Source organism: Streptomyces sp. NBC_00259 (assembly GCF_036181745.1).
Classification (GTDB): Bacteria; Actinomycetota; Actinomycetes; order Streptomycetales; family Streptomycetaceae; genus Streptomyces; species Streptomyces pratisoli.
On the sequence record NZ_CP108080.1, the window covers coordinates 1,000,932 to 1,018,814 of the forward strand.

Consider the following 17,883-nt stretch of genomic DNA (forward strand, 5'->3'; position numbering starts at 1 on the left):
GGAGCCATGTCTCGGCCGGTGGACGGCTCCCGGGCGCAGGTCCGCTGGCGCTCGTCCTCGCCGCGCTGACCGTCCTGGGCGCTGTGCTCTTCGGAAGCCGACGGCGCCGCTTCGATGTCACGATGCTGGCACTGGGCGGGACGCAGTTCTCTCTCCACCTCGGATTCCACCAACTGTCGACGCCCGAAGCGGGCCATGCGTCACATCACATGGCAGGCAGGCAGATGGACGCGGCCTCGGCCATGGCTGCGGCGGACATGGCGGGTGCCGGTGTCGGGCACTCCCTCTCTCCTGCCATGACGTCGGCCCACGCGGTCGCGTTGTTCGGGACCGCGCTGTGCGTGATCTACGGAGAACGTGTCCTGCGAGGGCTGGCTGCTCTGGTCGTGCCGGCATTCTGCTTCCGCGACCGCCTGGTCCTCCCCGTCGTCCCACGCCGTCGGCCGCCGACCCTGTCATCGGTGCATCCCCGGTTCGGGGTGCTGCTCGCCCGTTCCCGGACCCGGCGGGGTCCTCCCTCAGTGGCCCCGGCCTGACGGCCCCCTCTCCGCGTTCTCCCGCGCCGGCTGTTCACCGGCGCCGGTGAGGCATGCGTACGGGCGGAGCCGGGCCGGGGTGATCACGTCCCACCGCCACACCGGCGGAAACGTCCTTCATCGGCTTCGCTGCGTCCCCGGCTCATCCGGCGGACGCGTCCCACTGAGGAGCACGCATGTCTTCCAGAACCGAAGAACCACCACAGAACGACGACGGTCGTACCGACGCCTCTGGTGTCGCGCCGGCAGCGGTCGCCATCGCCGAGCCCGCCCCGGTCCCTGCGTCCGACCCCGGGAGCGGCCGGTCCTGGCAGGGCGTACGGGCCCTGCTCGTACGGCTCCACTTCTATGCCGGCGTGTTCGTCGCGCCCTTCCTGATGGTGGCCGCCCTGACCGGGCTGGCCTACACCTTCACGCCGCAGCTGGACCAGTTGGTCTACGGCGACCAGCTGCGCGTCGAGAAGGTGGGCGAGGCGCCGCGTCCGCTGGCGGCGCAGATAGCCGCCGCCCGGTCCGCCCACCCGGAGGGCACCCTGGCCTCCGTCATCACCCCGCCCGGGCCGGAGGACACCACGCGGGTGGTGCTGTCGCTGCCGGAGCTCGGTGACAAGCAGCGCACCGTGTTCGTCGACCCGTACACCGCCGAGGTACAGGGCGAGCTGACCACCTGGTACGGCTCGACGCCGCTCACCACATGGCTCGACGACCTCCACCGCAATCTGCACCTGGGCGAGACCGGCCGCCTCTACTCGGAGGTCGCCGCGAGCTGGCTCTGGGTGATCGTCGCGGGCGGTCTCGTGCTCTGGCTCGGACGCAGTCGTGGACAGCGGGCCAAGTCCGCGCGGGGCGTTCTGCTTCCCGACCGCTCCGCCCGGGGTGTGCGCCGCACCCGCAGCCGGCACGCGGCCACGGGCGTGTGGCTGGCACTCGGTCTGTTCTTCCTGAGCGCCACCGGTCTGACCTGGTCGCACTATGCGGGCGAGCGGTTCGGGCAGTTGCTGGACGCGGCCGAGGGCCACGCGCCCGCGCTGGACACGACGCTTCCCGGCGCGGAGCCTCCCGCGGAGGGTGAGGGTGGGGAGCACGCCGGGCACGGCGCCGCCCATGAGCCCGCTTCCGCAGATCCGGCCGATTTCGACGCGGCCCTGGCCGTGGCCCGGGACGCCGGTCTCGGCGGAACGGTGGAGGTGACGCCTCCCGCCGACGACGCGAGTACGTGGGTCGTGGCACAGGGCGACAACGTCTGGCCGGTGCACTACGACCAGGTCGCCGTGGACACCGCCAAGGGCGAGATCACCTCCCACAGCCGGTGGGCGGACTACCCGCTCATGGCCAAGCTCAGCAAGCTCGGTGTGCAGGGGCACATGGGGATCCTCTTCGGGATCGTCAACCAGATCGTCCTGGCCGTGATCGCGATCGGCCTCATCGCCGTGACCGTCTGGGGCTACCGCATGTGGTGGCAGCGTCGCCCGATCCGCGACGACCGCACGGCAGTGGTCGGCAAGGCACCGGCCCGTGGAACCTGGCGGAGGCTACCGCTGCCCGTGCTCGTCCTGGGCATTCCGGCGGTCGCCGCTCTCGGTTGGGCGCTGCCGGTCTTCGGCGTGACGCTGGCTGCCTTCTTCGTCGTGGATGTGGTGGCCGGTCTGGTCCGGCGAGGCCGGGCCGCATAACGAGCAGTGAGGTCCGGAGGGCGGGGCGGACCCTGCCCTCCGGGCCTCGCGTCAGCTTGCCTCGGCCAGTGCAGATGCCGTCTGCCGGCTTTCGGGCGGCGCGGAGTCGACTGTCAGCCGCAGGCGCAGTCCTGCCCGGTCGGGTTTGCCCGCCGGGGTCAGTGGCAGTTCCGCGATCACCAGAAGGCGCTCCGGGTGCTTGCGCTGCTCGAGTCCCCGCTCCGCCAGGTGCGCGCACAGTGACTCGAGCGTCAGCGCGTCGGCGGTGCGCGGTACGACGCAGGCCGCGAGGCGCTCGCCCATCACCTCGTCCGGTACGCCGACGCAGACCACGTCGCGTACGAGGGGATGGGTGACCAGTTCCCGCTCGACCTCCGCGGGACTGATGTTGGCGCCGCCTCGGATGACGACGTCCTTGAGGCGCCCCACGATGTGCAGTGTGCCGTCGCCGTCGAGGTATCCGAGGTCGCCGGTGCGTACCCAGCCATCGGGGGTCCTGTAGCGGGCGTCGAGGTCCGGGGTAGCGACGTAGCACAACGGTGTCATCGGGCCGAGCGCGATGATCTCCCCGATCGCTCCGTCCGGCAGCTGTTCGTGGGTGGCGGGGTGGGCGATGCGGATGTCGGCGACGCGCGGGTCCGGGCGTCCCGCGACGACACCATGGCCGTCGGCCGCCGGGGTGTCGCTGTCCAGCCCGGTGTGGCAGTTGACGCCGTCGGCCGATCCGTAGAGGTTGACGACCGGGCAGCCGAACGCGCGGGTGGCCTGTTCGGCCGTGGCCTCGTCGAGGGCGGAGCCGCCGAGGACCAGCGCCGTGGGTACGGGCAGTCCCCCACCGGAGCCGTCGGATCGGGAGTCGTCGAGCCGGGAGGCGTCGGGTCCGGAGGCGTCGAACTCGCCGTCGAGCCGGTCGAGCATCATGCGCACCATCGTGGGCACGCCCAGGATGTGCGTGGGCTCGTGCTCCCGCATCGCGGCGAGTGCGGCCTCGGGGGTGAAGTGGTCGAGGAGCACGAGTGTTCCACCGTGCCGGGCGAGGGTGACGGCGGTGCCGTTCGAGCCGAAGGCCGAGGCGAGCGGCACCAGGAACAGGCAGCGCGGCGGGGTCCTGTCGGGCATGAGCGAGGCGAGGAAGTTGCCCCGGCCACCGGCCAGGGCGTTGTGGGAGTAGGCGACCATCTTCGGCTCGGCCTCGGATCCGGAGGAGACGAGGATGCGGGCCGCGGCGTCCGGGTCGGGGCGTGCCGGGACGAAGGCGCTCGCGTCCGAGCGCAGCAACCGGGAGAGAGGAACCGTTCCTTCTGGGACGCTGCCGGGCCCTGCCGCGATGACGTGGCGGAGGGCGGGCAGGGCGGAAGCCAGGGCGAGGAGGTCGGCGGCATGGTGGTTGCCGCGGTGCTCGACGGAAGCGATGACGGCGACGGCCTCTGCCCGGCGCAGCAGGCATTCGGCTTCCAGGATGCCGCGGCCGACGGGGAAAGGCAGCGCCACGGCGCCGAGTGCGGCAAGGGCGAGGTCGGCGATGACGGCGTTGCGGTTGTTGGGGAGTTGGACGCCGACCACATTGCCCGGGCCTATGCCGAGGTCTCTGAGGCCGGTGGCCAGACATCGCACCTTCCGGTCGAGCGCGGTGTAACAGAGCTTCCCTTTGGCGTCGAGGACGGCGGTGCGGTGCAGGTCCGCGATCTGCCGGGCGCGAAAGAGGCTGTAGAGGTCGAGGTCGGGGCAGGTGCCGTCGATCGCCCAGGAGCGGCGGAGGTCGGCGGGCAGGAGGTCGTGCAGGGCGACGGTCACGTGAAGCTCCAGGGGTCGGGAACGGCGAAGGCACCGTGCGCGTCTCGGCTGATCGAGCCGGCGAAGCGCGGATCGTGCTGAAGGTCGGCCAGGTCCGTGGTCACGGCGGTGGCAGAGAGGCCGTGTTCGCGTAGCAGCGTGAGCGCCTCGCCGGTGGACATCTGGCGGAGGTCGTACGCACGGGCCGCGACCGCGCAGGGGTCGGTGGGGGCGATCCAGCCGTCCGCCGTGCGCAGGGGGCGGCGGAATCCGGCCGGTCGCCGCGCGTTGCCGCCCGTGGCAACGCGGTGCAGTGCGGGTGCGGTGAGGAGATCGGCCGCACCCAGCAGGGAGGAGTCGACGCGGACGCCCTGGCCGGTGCGCTCGCGCAGCAGCAGTCCCGCGAGGACGGCCTCGGCGCCGAGGAGGCCGCCCAGGACGTCGAGCAGCGTCATCAGGGACGGGGCGGGAGTCTCGTCGGCCGGCCGGACGGCTGCGCCGACTCCGGTGCGGGCCTGCACCATGAAGTCCGTCCCCATCGGCGCCCCGGGGAGCCGACCGGCCCAGCCGCTGGTGTAGGCGTAGACGAGCGCGGGGTTGACGGCGGCCAGGTCGTCCGCGTCGAGGCCGAGTTGGGCGGCCTTGCCCGGGGCCCAGTTGTGCAGGAACACATCGGCATGTGCCGCCATCTCCCTCAGCCGACGCCGGTCGGACTCCGCCTTGATGTCCACCTCGACCGCCTTCTTGCCGCGGTTCAGAGCGAGCCAGCGGGCGGAGACGCCTGAACAGGCGGGTGGCATCCCGCGCAGCGGATCACCGCCGGGCGGCTCGATCCTGATCACCTCGGCACCCAGCAGCCCCAGCAGATGGGCGGCGAGCGGTGCCTGGATACGACGGCCCGCCTCCAGCACGGTCAATCCGGACAGCGGCCCGGTCGCGGCAGGGGCGAGTGCTGGGCGACGGTGCCCCGTTCCCCAGGGGGTGAGCGACCAGAGGGCGGCTCCGTCGTGCTCGGCGGCGCGTGCGGCCAGGGGGTGCAGCGGGCACACCTGCGCACCGGATTCCGACGCCGCCCGGAGTATCCGCGACCACGTGTGGGCGAGCGTGATGACGTGCAGCGTCTGCGGGAAGGGGGCGCAGGCTGTGGCGTACCGGAACTGGAAGGGGCGCCACCCGGCCCGTATGGCGTCGGCCGGCGCGTCAAGGGCGCGCCAGAAGGCGGCCCAGGCTCCGGGGTCCAGCGTCTCCAGCTCGAAGAGGGTGCCGTCGCAGGCGGTGAACGGCGGTCCGCCGGACGCGAGTTCGACAGCCTCGCCTTCATCGGCTCCGCTCGCGGCGAGGTACTGGGAGACCGTCAGCAGTCCGGCCCGGTCCGCGCTCGTGGCCACGCGTGCCGCCGGGCCTCCGCGGGCCTGGCCCAGCAGCCCGGCGAGGAGGCCCTGGACGGTGAGAACGGCTGTCGCGGTGGCGGCGTAGTCGGCGGCGAGGCCGCCCGGTTCACCGTCGCGCCGACCGTGCACGGCCATGATGCCGGTGGCGGCCTGCGCGGTGGCCTCGTCGGTGATCCCGCTGAGGGCGTCGTCCGCCCAGGCCACTCGCGCTTCAGCATCGGAGAAGTCTCCTCCGCTCAGCGTGATGCGGGCGGCGCCGCCTTGCTCCGACGGGCCTGGATCCAGGTCCTCGCCGACCGCTCCCAGAAGCCGCAGATGCTGAGCCACGAGCCCGGCCGGCTCCGGCGGTCCGGAAGTGTCGAGCCGAAGTCCGTCGAGCGGCCGGACCGTCTGCGTGGTGGCTGGTGACGCCATGCCTCTCCTCTCCTTGCGCGGCGGTGGCCGAGCGGGGAATGCGCGGAACGCGGGAACCCGGAGGAGCGTGCGCCCGACCAGTTCCACGGAAAGACAGTCGGACTGTCGTTCGTACGGGTTCCCGGCAGAGCGGAGAAGAGCGATGGAGAGTCGAGGCGACGTGACGTCCGCTCCCGATGAACGCATGGACGACATCGCGGAGTTGAAGACTCGGGTGGCGGCCTTCGTACGGGAGCGGGTCATGCCGTGCGAGCCCGTACTGGACGAAGGCGGCCCCGCCGCGGCAGCCGTCCTGCGCGATCTGCAGGACCAGGCCCGGAGGGCGGGGCTGTGGGCCATGCCGCTGCCCGTCGAACTGGGTGGCCAGGGGATTCCTCTGCTTCCGTACTCCCGGTTGGCGGAGGCCGAGGGCGCGAGCGACCACGGTCCGGCCGCCCTGGGCTCCGCTCCCCTGCTGGACGTCCTCATGCTGAAACGCCATGGCAGCGCCCGCGTACGCGAGCAGTACCTCAAGGCGCTGACCGCAGGTGGGCTCCGCACCTGCTATGCGATGACCGAGCCGGACGTCCCCGGCACGGACCCGTGCATGACCGGCACCCGTGCCGTGCGGTCGGCGGACGGGAACTGGACCGTCACCGGCCGCAAATGGTTCACCTCCGGGGCCGGGGAGGCCGACCTGGTGACCGTCCTCGCCCGCACCGACGGAGACGCATCCGACCGCGCAGGACTCTCCCTCTTCCTCGTCCCCACCGACCGTCCCGGCTTTCGCGTGGTCCGAGAACTGCCCGTGCTCGGCGCGGGCGGACAGTGGGAGATCGAGCTGGACCACGTCACCGTCCCGGGCGACCATCTGCTCGGCGAGCGCGGTACGGCCCTCGCCATCGCCGGCGAGCGGCTTCAACTCGGCCGCACCTTGCGCTGTCTGCGCTGGCTCGGCCAGGCACAACGGGCCTTCGACCTCATGTGTGAACGCGCCAACGTCCGTACCGGATCCCGTGGTCCGCTGGCCGGCCGGCAACTGGTCCAGCAGCACGTCTTCGAGTCGCTGCTCGCCATCCGCACCACGCGCCCCCTCGTGCACGAAGCCGTGGAACGGATCGCGGCCGGACTGGATGCCCCTGTCGAAGTGGGCCTGGCCAAGGTCGCCGCGGCCCGCATGCTGCACCACGTGGTGGACGCGGCCGTCCAGGTCCACGGCGCCGCCGGGCTCGGCCCGGACACGCCGCTGCCGGCGCTCCTGCGTACCGGGCGGGCCGCCCGGATTCTCGACGGCCCGGACGAGCTGCACATCACGTCCGTCGCCCGACGGGTCCTGCGCGGCCATAACGCATAGAGGTACGGCGCCGTTGCTACACGCACCGGATGTCGACGAGGCCCGTGTGCGCGGCGAGCGCGAGCGCGAGGAAGAAGTCGCCCCACACCAGCTCGTGGCAGGGGGCGGTGCCTCGTGCCGCGTCGTAGCAGCCGTCCAGCAGCATCCCGGCCGGACGCTTCTCACCGGGCCCGGTGAGGTGCGCGGTGACGAGAAGCTCCAGAATCGCGTGGGCGCGACGGGAGTACTCTGCCGCTCGCGGCCCGGGGCTGCGGGCGAGCTTCATGAGCGCGACTGACGTGATCGCGGCGGCCGACGTGTCCGGCGGGCCGTCGGGCCGCGTCGCATCGGCCAGGGGTACAAGGCGTCCGGACGGTTCTTCCTGAACGCAGGCCAGCCGTGCCGCTGCGGACTCCAGGCGGGTCGTGTTCCACGCCACGACGCCGGAACGGAGCAGCGCATCGGCCACTGCCAGCAGCAGCCACGCACGTCCGCGACTCCAGCCGGAGGGCGGATCGTCGCACGCGTGCCAGCCGGTGTCCGTATCGAAGCGCCACGACGGGACGAGAGCGCCGTCACCGAGGCAGAGTTCGAGATGGCGATGCAGGTGCGCGGCGGCGGCCGTCGCACCGTCCGGGCCCGCTTCGGTGAGGAGCGGCACCATGCCGGGTACGCCGTCCACCCGGGCCAGCAGCCGCTCGCCTCCGAACGCCGACCCCCAGGGCACCAGGCCGAGTTCGGGCTCCACTGCGGACAGACAGGCGCGGGCTGCCTCGTTGCGGAGCGCGGCGGCCTCCGCGGCCTCGCCATCTCCGTACGCGAGTGCGGTTCCGTACCAGAGGATCAGCCCGCGGGTGGCGGTGTCGGCGTCCACCCACTCCGCCAGCCGGCCCGTGCACGCCGAAGCCACGGCACGGTCCGCCGCATGGCCGGTGTGGTGGGCCCTCAGCCACAGCAACCCGGCCCAGAACCCGCCGGTCCACGTACCGCGCCGGGTCGTCGTCCAGCGGCCGCTGTCCGGATCGGCGAACAGCGGGAAGCGCTCCCCGACTTCCGACGCGGTGACCGCCACCCGGTCCATCACGTCCGCAAGCGCACGATCGGCCCACTCTCGCGCGGCGGTCATGCCGGAACCGTGCTCTTCCGCCGCTCGCGCCGGGCCCATGCGTACGCCACGATGCCGGCGGCCGCGAACTCCGCAGCGACGAGCAGCCAGCCGGGCCCGTAACGGCCCGCCTCAGCGAGCAACCCGAAGATGGGCGGCCCCATGGCGAACCCGGCGAAGAATCCGGCCGAAACAAGTGCCGAGTCCTGCCCCGCCCGTCCAGGGGCGGCGCGCTGCATCACCAGCACCATCGAGACCGCGTTCCCGGACACGGCGAACACTCCCACCGCCACAGCGGCCACCCAGGCCAGCTGATGCACAAGCAACGCACCCGCCAGCAGCAACGCCGCCAGGACAGCCCCTGCGGCCAGCCGGCTCGGCAGCCACTCGGCCCGACCCGGCGTGGCGGCCTTCGACCAGCCCACCCGACCTGCGATCCCCGCGACACCCAGCACCGCGACCAGTGCACCAGCGGCCGTGGGCCCCATCGCCAGTTCCCGGACCCCGAACAAGGCCAGGTAGGTGTTGACCGAGGCGATTCCACACCCCAGCAGCAGAGAGAACGCCGCGAGCCACGCAATGGCGCCACGCGGAACCAGGGTCGTGCGCGGTGCCGTGCCCTTCGCGGGAGGGTCGGGCGGCAGCACGCGGAGCGCCCAGAGAGCAGCCACGACTGCCGCGCCCGCGGCCGTCCATACCGCCCCGCGCCACCCGGCCCAGGCGGCCAGCGCCACGAGGGGCAGCCCTGCCGCGAAAGCGCCCAGCTGCACACCCGACTGCTTCGTCCCGGTCACCGAGCCCCGCCCGGCCGGCGCAACAGTGGCAAGAATCGCCTTGTTCGTCGCCGGATTGGCCAGCGCCTGCGGCAGTCCGCCCACGGCGACCGCAGCGAGGAGGATCCCGGCGCCCGGCGCCGCGCCGATGAGCCCCAACGCGACGGCGGAGACGAGCAAGAGCGTGACGAGCGCACGCCTCGGGCCGACCCGGTCCACGATCCGGCCGCTCGAGGGAGACAGAACAGCCGCCGTACCGAACCCGATCGTGGTCGTCAGCCCCAGCACCGTGGCGGAGATGTCCAGGTCGTCCACCAGGCGAGGGCCGAGGGCGCCGAGCAGGAAGAGTTGCAGCATCGAGAAGGCCATGGCACACGTGAGCAGCGCCGTCAGCCCTCCTCTCGAGCCCACTGCCGGTGCCTTCTCCGTCACCCTGTCCTCGCTCAACCATCACTCCGTTCCGCCCAGTTGAGAATCTCCGAGTCACGCCAGGAGTCGGCCGAGCCGGCTCTGGAGTTCCCCACAACTTCTGTGCCGTGCGCCACATAGGAGTTGTTGAGATGGGGCATCGAATCCCTGCGTACCCACCTTTGTCGGCCACGAGAGGGATGCGAGGATGTGCCCGCCATGACTCCAGGCCGATGTTGCCGCGCGGTACGGGCTGCGATGTTCGCAGCCACCTGCGTGCTGCTCGCATCCCTCGGCCACCTGCTCATGTCGGACAGAGGCGTCCCCTGGTGGGCCATGGCGGTGGCATTCGGCGCCACGACCGCGCTCGCATGGGGCTTAGCCGCCCGGGAACGCGGCGTCCTCGTCGTCACCTCAGCGGCCGTCGCGGCCCAGGCGGTCATCCACTCGGGCTTCTCACTCGCCCAGGCGGCAGCGCACCCCTCCGTGTCCGACCATGGTTCGCTCGCCCGCCAGTGGGTCCAGTACCTGTTGTCCGGAGCCATTGAGTCGGAGCCTCCGCCCGAGTCCGGGTCCGTACTGCCGAGCGTGGCCGGAACGGTCCACAGCGGGCACCTGCACCAGGTGCCGGACGGCTCGTCGACGGTGGCCTTCGCGGTCGGACCGGAGCATGCACACCACGCCATGCAGGGCATGACGGACAACGCGGTGAACGCCGTCAGCTCGGTGATGCCCGCCGCCCACGACATGGGCGGAATGTCCCCGGCCGGGATGCTGTCCGCCCACCTCCTCGCCGCGCTCTTGTGCGGCTTCTGGCTCGCGCACGGAGAGCAGGCCGCCTTCCGCGTGCTGCGCTCATTCGCGGCCTGGCTGATCGCACCGCTGCGTCTTCTCTTCCGCCTCGCACCGCCACCGCACCGGCCCCGCATCCGCGCCCGCCGGGCCCGACGGGCCTGCGCCCTGCGACGCCTGCTACTCGTACACGCCATCACCATGCGAGGTCCGCCACCCGGGACAGCTGTCATCTGACAGCCGGCTCCCCGACCGCGCGCACAGTCTCGCGCGCCTCGGGCATCGGCCCTCTCTTCGAGAGGCCGTACCACCGCACACCGGCCGCTGCCGACGCGCGCCCGGATCCCGGATTCAGAAGGACATCAGGCGATGACTCCTGCCCTGCCCCCACACCCCACGCACGCCGACGCAACCCCGCCACCCCGCACGCACGGCGCCGATGACACGGTCACCGAACTGGCACTCGCCGCACGTGACGGAGACCCCGGCACCGTCGATCGTTTCGTCCGTGCCATACACCGCGACGTCTGGCGCTACGTCGCCTACCTCAGCGCCGATCCCCAAGCCGCGGACGACCTCACCCAGGAAACGTTCCTGCGCGCACTCGGCAGCCTCCACCGGTTCGAAGGCCGCTCCTCCGCCCGCACATGGCTGCTCTCCATCGCCCGACGCACCGTCGTGGACAACCTCCGCCACACCGCGGCCCGCCCCAGGGTGTCGGACCTGGAGGACTGGCAGTCCGCCGCCGAACGCACACAACCCCGGGGCCTGCCCGGCTTCGAGGACGGGATCGCGCTCGCCGAACTCCTCGCCCTGATCCCCTCCGAACGCCGCGAAGCCTTCGTGCTCACCCAACTTCTGGGCCTGCCCTACGCCGAAGCAGCCGCCGCCATCAACTGCCCTATCGGCACCGTCCGCTCCCGGGTGGCCCGCGCCCGGACCTCCCTGGTCGAGCTGCTGAGGGAAGCGGAAGCTCCCGCTGCTCGTAGCGGGCCACCCCTGCCAGTCGAAAGCCGTGCTCTTGTCTGCCTGACGCCGGCCCTCAGCGCCGCAATGACCTGACCCGCACGGACGTCCGCCGAGGGGTGCTGACACGTCGAGTATCAGCACCCCTGGCAGCCCTCGCGGCGACTCGACCTGGACGGGGAAAGGAGACCGCCCGTGTCTTGAACCTGCCGGCAGTCCGAGGTGCGCATAGCCCCTGACCGGGTGTGCCCGTCGAGGATGGGCGGGTAGGCGGCGCGGCGAGCAGCGCGCCTTCGGCGCCCGCGGGGGGCCTCGCCGCTGTCGTGCATGCCTTCGGCGAGCCAGTCGCTGGGCGAGCTGGACGATCAGGAGGCGGCTTTCCGCGCTCAGCCCCACACGGACGTCCATGATCGGGACTCCTTGATCGAATGGGTTCCGATCAAGGCCCGGAGCCGGTTGCATCCCACCGGCTCCGGGCCGCCGCCCGTCACACCGCGTCTCACATCCGTCTCACGGATTCGATGCGATCGAATGGGCGGGGAGCCCCTGACCTGGTGCTCTATGGACTGTGTGGACGTTCACGAGCCGCTGTGGACGGCGGGTAAACTCCGTACACGTGACTGCAAAGCCTCGCATCCCCAACGTCCTGGCCGGCCGCTACGCCTCCGCGGAGCTCGCCGTCCTGTGGTCCCCCGAGCAGAAGGTGAAGCTGGAGCGTCAGCTCTGGCTGGCCGTGCTGCGCGCGCAGAAGGACCTCGGGATCGAGGTGCCGGACGCCGCCGTCGCCGACTACGAGCGGGTGCTGGACCAGGTCGACCTGGCCTCCGTCGCGGAGCGCGAGAAGGTCACCCGGCACGATGTGAAGGCGCGTATCGAGGAGTTCAACGCGCTCGCCGGTCATGAGCACGTGCACAAGGGCATGACCTCCCGTGACCTCACCGAGAACGTCGAGCAGCTGCAGATCCGGCTCTCGCTGGAGCTGATGCGTGACCGCACGGTCGCCGTGCTGGCGCGGCTCGGGAAGCTGTCCGGGGAGTACGCGGAGCTGGTGATGGCTGGCCGCTCCCACAACGTCGCGGCGCAGGCCACGACGCTCGGCAAGCGGTTCGCGACCACCGCGGACGAGCTGCTGGTCGCGTACGGCCGGCTGGAGGAGCTGCTCGGCCGCTACCCGCTGCGGGGCATCAAGGGTCCGGTGGGCACCGCCCAGGACATGCTGGACCTGCTGGGCGGGGACGCGTCGAAGCTCGCGGAACTGGAGCAGCGCATCGCGGGCCACCTGGGCTTCTCTCACGCCTTCACCTCCGTCGGTCAGGTCTATCCGCGCTCGCTGGACTACGACGTCGTCACGGCGCTGGTCCAGCTCGCCGCCGCGCCGTCCTCGATGGCGAAGACGATCCGGCTGATGGCCGGCCACGAGCTGGTCACCGAGGGCTTCAAGCCCGGCCAGGTCGGCTCGTCCGCCATGCCGCACAAGATGAACACCCGCTCCTGCGAGCGCGTCAACGGCCTCATGGTGATCCTTCGCGGCTACGCCTCCATGACCGGCGAGCTGGCGGGCGACCAGTGGAATGAGGGTGATGTCTCCTGCTCGGTCGTGCGCCGGGTCGCCCTCCCGGACGCGTTCTTCGCCTTCGACGGTCTGCTGGAGACCTTCCTGACCGTGCTCGACGAGTTCGGCGCGTTCCCCGCGGTCGTGGCCCGTGAGCTGGACCGGTACCTCCCGTTCCTGGCCACCACCAAGGTCCTGATGGGTGCCGTGCGCGCCGGCGTCGGCCGTGAGCTCGCCCACGAGGCGATCAAGGAGAACGCGGTCGCCTCGGCCCTCGCCATGCGCGAGCAGGGTGCGGAGCGCAACGAGCTTCTCGACAAGCTCGCCGCCGACGACCGCATTCCGCTGGACCGCGACCAGCTCGACGCGCTGATGGCGGACAAGCTGTCGTTCACCGGCGCGGCGGGCGACCAGGTCGCCTCGGTGGTCTCCCGCATCGAGGAGATCGTCAAGCAGCACCCGGAGGCCGCCGCGTACACGCCGGGGTCGATCCTCTGACGCGGTCTGCTCGTATGCCCCGGATCACTCCCGCCGAGCTGGAGGCCGCCCGCGATCGCCTGGTCCCCGATGTGATCGCGGACGGTCTCTCCGTCCTGTTCTGCGGCATCAATCCCGGCCTGATGACGGCTGCGACGGGCCATCACTTCGCCCGTCCCGGTAACCGCTTCTGGCCGGTCCTGCATCTGTCGGGCTTCACCGCACGGCAGTTGAAGCCGTCGGAGCAGGAGGAGCTGCTTGCCTGCGGGCTCGGCATCACCAATGTCGCAGTCCGGGCGACCGCACGGGCGGATGAGCTGAGCGACGAGGAGTTCCGCGAAGGCGGCCGGCTCCTCACCGAGAAGGTGGAGCGCTTCAGGCCCCGCTGGCTGGCGGTTGCCGGGGTGACGGCGTACCGGACGGCTTTCGGTGACCGCAAGGCGCGCATCGGTCCGCAGGACCGGATGATCGGCGACACCCGGATCTGGGCTCTGCCCAACCCCAGCGGGCTGAATGCCCACTGGACGCTCCCGGCCATGGCGGAGGAGTTCCGCCGGCTACGGTCGGCGGCCGCTGCCCAGGGTTCCTAGGGCGGATCGATCTCGGTGACGACGGCCAGCAGCTGATACGGCAGCTCGGTGTCCCACTTCGACACGCCGAGCACGACCCACTGGTCGTCCACGCGCCACAGATGTACGTCGGGTACCGATGCGCTGAGCATGTCCCAGGGCTCCGGTATTCGCTCTTCTCCTTCGACCGACCTCGCCAGCACCGAGCCCATGCTGAAGACCTGAGGTTGGCCCCACCGTTGGCCCAGCAGCACGGAGAGCGCCTCACGCTCCGCCTCGTACTGCTCGCCGACGATCTCCATGTCCGAGCGGTCCTCCCAGAACTCCTCGCTCATGCTCAGCTCGGCCGTGTGGTAACCAGGGGCACTGATTCCCACGTCCGACCGGACCGACTCCGAGGGGAAGGGCCGGGAGCGCAGCAGATCGATGGTCGCCAGATGCCGTGCGATGGTCATGGATTCAGTAAACCCTCCCCCACTGACATATGGCGGCCTGTCAGGCGTCCCGGCGTCGTATGCACCACCAGCCGGCCACAAGACCTCCGGCTGCCCATACTGCCGTGACCATGAGGCCGGTCCAGGGTCCAATGGCACCGTCGGGGTACTGGTGGAGCACCAGTTGCCCGGCCCTGTCCGGCAGGAAGTCCGCAATGCTTCCCATGGTGTCACCCACGACGAAGGAGACGACGAGAACGAAGGGTATGAGGACGCCGAGGACGGCGGTTCCACTGCGCAGGACGGCGGTCAGACCGGCCGCCAGGAGCGCCAGCAAGGCCAGGTATATGCCTCCGCCGAACGTTGCGCGCAAGGCACCCGGCTCTCCCAGTCCTATCGCATAGGGCCCCATGAACAACTGCCCCGACAGAAACGCGGCGAACGAGGTCAGCGTTCCCACGCAGAGTGCGAGAGCCCCCACGACCGCTGTCTTGACCGTGTAGAAGAGTGTTCGGTCGGGCACTGCGGCGAGGGATATGCGCAGAGCTCCTTGGTGGTACTCGGAAGACATGGCCGTCGTTCCGAAGCAGATGGCTGCGATCTGTCCGAAGTTCAGGGCGTAGAAGGCACCGAATACGGGATCGTTGCCAGGGTTGTCCGCTTCGGCTTGGCCGACGGTGGCGCTGACGAGCACAGTGATGGCGACAGTGACGGCGAACACGGCGATCAGGGATCCGGCGGATGCACGCAGGGACTTGATTTTGATCCACTCCGAGTGGAGCACGGCAGTGGGTGTCACGTCAGCCCTCCAGAGACTTCGACGCGGAGATGCTCACAAATTCCGTCGCCTCTGCGGTGAGATCGAGATAGGCCTGTTCCAACGTCGGCTGTTCGTCGGCCAGTTCCAGGACGGGGACGCCATGCTGCGCGGCGATGGCACCTACTTTCTCTGCCTTGAGCCCGTCGATCCTGATCAGGCCGTCGTCGTCCTGCACGGTCGCGTATCCCCGGTGGACCAGCGCGTCGAGCAGTCGGGCCGGCTGCGTCGTACGGATGCGGACGCGGGCCGCCCCGCGGTCGTTGAGGAACGTCTGCATAGGGGTGTCGGCCAGCAGTCGCCCGCGGCCGAGGACGATGAGATGGTCGGCAAAGGTGGACGTCTCACTCATGAGATGGCTGGAGACCAGGACGGTCCGGCCGTCTCGCGCGAGCCGCCGTATCAGCTCGCGGATCCAGATGATGCCTTCTGGATCGAGCCCGTTGGACGGCTCGTCCAACATCACCACCTCGGGGTCACCGAGCAGGGCTGCGGCGACGCCGAGGCGCTGCTTCATCCCCAGCGAGAAGGTCTTGATCCGACGGCCCGCGACGGACGCGAGCCCCACTTCACCGAGCACCTCCTCCACCCGGCCGGCCGGGATGCGGTTGGCGGCGGCGAGGGAGCCGAGATGATCGCAGGCCGTACGCGAGCCGTGGGCCGCATTCGCGTCGAGCAGGGCACCGACGTGGCGCAGGGGCGTGCGGAACGACGCATAGCCCCGGCCCTCGATGGTCGCGGTGCCCGACGTCGGCCGGTCGAGGCCCAGCACGAGTCGCATGGTGGTCGACTTGCCGGCGCCGTTCGGACCGAGGAATCCGGTGACCCGGCCGGGGTGGACGGTGAAGCTGAGTCCGTCGACGGCGCACACGCCGGCGCCGTAGGTCTTGGTCAGTTGCTGGACGATGATCCGTTTCATGCCTACAGCGTGGCCGTCGGGCCCGGTGACAGGCCTCCCCCGGAAGGGGAGTTCACTTCCCCCGTGCGGGGGAGCCAAGCCGATCACGCCGCTGGCACGATGGCGTCATGTCCCGATTCCTCCGGCTGCTCTTCCGGCCGGTCACCTACACACGCTGGCTGCACCTGTGCATCCCTGTGCTGCTCTACGCCGTGTGGCTGTTCGTGTTCCAGTCGGTCCCGATGGTCCTCGTGCCCGCGCTGTTCCCGTTGTTGCTCGGGCTCGTCCCGTCCGTTCGCATGGCCGAGGGGATCCAGGCGCAGTTGATGCTGACGCCGAAAGAGCGCCGGTCACCGCACCCGACGATCGCCGCCGGGCCGGCCACGACCTGCATCGACCGGTGGCGGACGGTGCTCTGGCTGGAGATACGGCTGGTGCTTGCCGCCGTGACCGCTCTCGTCACCGTGCGGCTCCCGATGCTCGGCGTGGAGCTGATCGACGCGGCGACCGGCTCACCCGCGAGCGATGAGGCGGTGTTGTCGATCGCCGAACCACACTGGATATACGGGGTGCTCGCACCGCTCCCGCTGCTGGCGCTTCCGGTGGCGATCGTCGTGCTCGGCCGTCTGGTCACGGCCGTCGCACGTCGACTGCTCGGTCCCTCCGCGGCCGAGCGGCTGACCGCGCTGGAAGCCCGTACCGAACTGCTGCTGGAGCACAACCGGATCGCCCGGGAACTGCATGATTCGATCGGGCATGCGCTGACGGTCGCCGTGGTCCAGGCGGGCGCGGCGCGTGCCGCCAACGATCAGGCTTTCACCGCCCGGGCGCTGGCGGCCATCGAGGAAACGGGTCGGGCCGCGATGGACGACCTCGAACGAGTGCTTCTGGTGTTGCGTGCATCCGGTGACCGGGTCGCGCCCCGCCCGACCCTTGTCGAGGCCGATCGGCTGCTGGAATCCGCACGGATGTCGGGGGCGAAGGTGGACGCCGAGCTGACCGGTCCCCTGGACTCGGTGCCCGGCCCGGTGTCCCGGGAGGGCTACCGCATCCTCCAGGAAGCGCTGACGAACGTCCTGCGCCACTGCGGGCCCGTGCCGGTCCGGGTGTGCGTGGCCGCCCTGGAGCGGCAGCTCGAGATGGAGGTGACCAATCCGCTGCCTCCGGCCGCGCCGAGTGCTCAGACCGGCAGTGGACTTCGTGGCATACGTGAGCGGGCGGCACTCCTCGGCGGTGAGGCGAAATGCGGCCCGCACGAGGGGGATTGGAGGGTGCAGGTCCGGCTGCCGCTGGACGGCATACGCTGACGTGATGCCTGTGAGCGTTCTTCTGGTCGATGACGAACCGCTGGTGCGCGCCGGACTGCGTGCGGTCCTCGAAGCACAGCCCGACATCACTGTGGTGGGTGAGGCGGCCGATGGCGCAGCCGTACTCCCGATGGTGCGGAGCTTGCGTCCGGACGTGGTGGCCATGGATGTCCGGATGCCGCTGCTCGACGGTATCGAAGCCACCCGGGTGGTGCTCCGGAGCGTCGCGGAGCCGCCGAAGATCCTGGTCGTCACGACCTTCGAGAACGACGAGTACGTATATCGGGCGCTGCGGGCAGGGGCGGACGGGTTTCTGCTCAAGCGCGCCCGGCCCACGGAGATCGTCAACGCGGTGCGGCTGATCGCCGAAGGCGAGTCGCTCCTGTTCCCGTCGGCGGTGCGCTCGCTGGCGGCCGAATACGGAAACAACGCGGCTCGTGCAGCCATGGAGCGCGCGTCGCTCACAGAACGGGAGGAGGTGGTGCTGCGGCTGATGGCGCGGGGCCTGTCCAACGCCGAGATCGCCGCCGAACTGATCGTCGGGACGGAGACCGTGAAGACCCACGTCAGCGCGGTGCTCGCCAAGCTGAGTGCTCGCGACCGCACTCAAGCGGTGATCGCCGCGTACGAGTCCGGTTTCGTGGCTCCGGCCTGAGTGCGGACCCGGGCCCTACGGCGCTCGCCGC

General features: G+C 70.9%; 15 protein-coding genes. 8 read left to right on the forward strand and 7 right to left on the reverse strand.

Annotated features, from left to right (window positions below):
- The first annotated feature begins 712 nt into the window (after window positions 1–712).
- Entirely contained in the window at window positions 713–2,209 is a 1,497-nt protein-coding gene (locus tag OG766_RS04435) for a PepSY-associated TM helix domain-containing protein (RefSeq protein ID WP_328724614.1), read from the forward strand.
- 51 nt (window positions 2,210–2,260) lie between these two features.
- On the opposite strand, the gene OG766_RS04440 is transcribed toward OG766_RS04435, so the two are convergent.
- Window positions 2,261–4,003, reverse strand: a complete 1,743-nt coding sequence (locus OG766_RS04440; RefSeq protein WP_328724615.1) for a class I adenylate-forming enzyme family protein — start codon at window positions 4,001–4,003, stop codon at window positions 2,261–2,263.
- Window positions 4,000–5,787 carry a CoA transferase gene (locus tag OG766_RS04445; protein WP_328724616.1) on the reverse strand — a complete coding sequence of 596 codons (1,788 nt, stop codon included), beginning with the start codon at window positions 5,785–5,787 and terminating at the stop codon, window positions 4,000–4,002. Before OG766_RS04445 ends, OG766_RS04440 begins: the two co-directional genes overlap by 4 nt.
- A 142-nt stretch (window positions 5,788–5,929) precedes the next feature.
- Here OG766_RS04445 and OG766_RS04450 point away from each other — a divergent pair, with 142 nt between their 5' ends.
- Window positions 5,930–7,120: an acyl-CoA dehydrogenase family protein gene (locus tag OG766_RS04450; RefSeq protein WP_328724617.1), complete on the forward strand. Its 1,191-nt coding sequence runs from the start codon at window positions 5,930–5,932 to the stop codon at window positions 7,118–7,120.
- Window positions 7,121–7,136: 16 nt separating this feature from the next.
- On the opposite strand, the gene OG766_RS04455 is transcribed toward OG766_RS04450, so the two are convergent.
- Window positions 7,137–8,225 (reverse strand): sugar ABC transporter permease, encoded by a 1,089-nt coding sequence (locus OG766_RS04455; RefSeq protein ID WP_328724618.1) that lies wholly within the window; start codon window positions 8,223–8,225, stop codon window positions 7,137–7,139.
- Window positions 8,222–9,424, reverse strand: a complete 1,203-nt coding sequence (locus OG766_RS04460; protein ID WP_266376147.1) for an MFS transporter — start codon at window positions 9,422–9,424, stop codon at window positions 8,222–8,224. Before OG766_RS04460 ends, OG766_RS04455 begins: the two co-directional genes overlap by 4 nt.
- Window positions 9,425–9,643: 219 nt before the next feature.
- Here OG766_RS04460 and OG766_RS04465 point away from each other — a divergent pair, with 219 nt between their 5' ends.
- The 4 genes from OG766_RS04465 to mug all read left to right on the forward strand — a co-directional run bounded on the left by OG766_RS04465 (window position 9,644) and on the right by mug (window position 13,762).
- Window positions 9,644–10,414 (forward strand): hypothetical protein, encoded by a 771-nt coding sequence (locus OG766_RS04465; RefSeq protein WP_266376145.1) that lies wholly within the window; start codon window positions 9,644–9,646, stop codon window positions 10,412–10,414.
- A gap of 132 nt (window positions 10,415–10,546) precedes the next feature.
- Window positions 10,547–11,239, forward strand: a complete 693-nt coding sequence (locus OG766_RS04470; protein ID WP_328724619.1) for a sigma-70 family RNA polymerase sigma factor — start codon at window positions 10,547–10,549, stop codon at window positions 11,237–11,239.
- Window positions 11,240–11,759: 520 nt separating this feature from the next.
- Complete coding sequence (gene purB / locus OG766_RS04475; protein WP_266376141.1) at window positions 11,760–13,193, forward strand: adenylosuccinate lyase; 1,434 nt, start codon at window positions 11,760–11,762, stop codon at window positions 13,191–13,193.
- A 14-nt stretch (window positions 13,194–13,207) separates the two neighbouring features.
- A complete protein-coding gene (gene mug, locus OG766_RS04480) occupies window positions 13,208–13,762 on the forward strand; it encodes a G/U mismatch-specific DNA glycosylase (RefSeq protein ID WP_266376139.1) in 555 nt (184 codons plus the stop codon).
- On the opposite strand, the gene OG766_RS04485 is transcribed toward mug, so the two are convergent.
- From OG766_RS04485 to OG766_RS04495, 3 genes are read right to left on the reverse strand one after another with little or no spacing between them, the layout of a single operon-like run.
- Window positions 13,759–14,196 (reverse strand): hypothetical protein, encoded by a 438-nt coding sequence (locus tag OG766_RS04485; protein WP_266376138.1) that lies wholly within the window; start codon window positions 14,194–14,196, stop codon window positions 13,759–13,761. The two genes, mug and OG766_RS04485, sit on opposite strands and share 4 nt — an antisense overlap.
- A 40-nt stretch (window positions 14,197–14,236) precedes the next feature.
- Window positions 14,237–14,974: an ABC transporter permease gene (locus tag OG766_RS04490; RefSeq protein ID WP_266376136.1), complete on the reverse strand. Its 738-nt coding sequence runs from the start codon at window positions 14,972–14,974 to the stop codon at window positions 14,237–14,239.
- Window position 14,975: 1 nt separating this feature from the next.
- Window positions 14,976–15,911 (reverse strand): ATP-binding cassette domain-containing protein, encoded by a 936-nt coding sequence (locus OG766_RS04495; RefSeq protein ID WP_266376134.1) that lies wholly within the window; start codon window positions 15,909–15,911, stop codon window positions 14,976–14,978.
- Between the two features lie 107 nt (window positions 15,912–16,018).
- On the opposite strand from OG766_RS04495, the gene OG766_RS04500 reads away from it, so the two are divergent.
- Window positions 16,019–17,197, forward strand: a complete 1,179-nt coding sequence (locus OG766_RS04500) for a sensor histidine kinase (RefSeq protein WP_266376132.1) — start codon at window positions 16,019–16,021, stop codon at window positions 17,195–17,197.
- Between the two features lie 4 nt (window positions 17,198–17,201).
- On the forward strand, window positions 17,202–17,852 hold the full coding sequence (locus OG766_RS04505; RefSeq protein ID WP_266376130.1) for a response regulator transcription factor: 651 nt from the start codon (window positions 17,202–17,204) through the stop codon (window positions 17,850–17,852).
- Window positions 17,853–17,883: the final 31 nt, after the last annotated feature.

Bases quoted from the DNA above. Each gene is read 5' to 3' on its own strand.
- OG766_RS04455 (WP_328724618.1), bottom strand. From the start codon at position 8,225: ATGACCGCCGCGCGAGAGTGGGCCGATCGTGCGCTTGCGGACGTGATG.
- OG766_RS04485 (WP_266376138.1), bottom strand. From the start codon at position 14,196: ATGACCATCGCACGGCATCTGGCGACCATCGATCTGCTGCGCTCCCGG.
- OG766_RS04495 (WP_266376134.1), bottom strand. From the start codon at position 15,911: ATGAAACGGATCATCGTCCAGCAACTGACCAAGACCTACGGCGCCGGC.
- OG766_RS04465 (WP_266376145.1), top strand. From the start codon at position 9,644: ATGTTCGCAGCCACCTGCGTGCTGCTCGCATCCCTCGGCCACCTGCTC.
- mug (WP_266376139.1), top strand. From the start codon at position 13,208: ATGCCCCGGATCACTCCCGCCGAGCTGGAGGCCGCCCGCGATCGCCTG.
- OG766_RS04435 (WP_328724614.1), top strand. From the start codon at position 713: ATGTCTTCCAGAACCGAAGAACCACCACAGAACGACGACGGTCGTACC.
- OG766_RS04450 (WP_328724617.1), top strand. From the start codon at position 5,930: ATGGAGAGTCGAGGCGACGTGACGTCCGCTCCCGATGAACGCATGGAC.
- OG766_RS04445 (WP_328724616.1), bottom strand. From the start codon at position 5,787: ATGGCGTCACCAGCCACCACGCAGACGGTCCGGCCGCTCGACGGACTT.
- OG766_RS04470 (WP_328724619.1), top strand. From the start codon at position 10,547: ATGACTCCTGCCCTGCCCCCACACCCCACGCACGCCGACGCAACCCCG.
- OG766_RS04505 (WP_266376130.1), top strand. From the start codon at position 17,202: ATGCCTGTGAGCGTTCTTCTGGTCGATGACGAACCGCTGGTGCGCGCC.
- OG766_RS04500 (WP_266376132.1), top strand. From the start codon at position 16,019: ATGTCCCGATTCCTCCGGCTGCTCTTCCGGCCGGTCACCTACACACGC.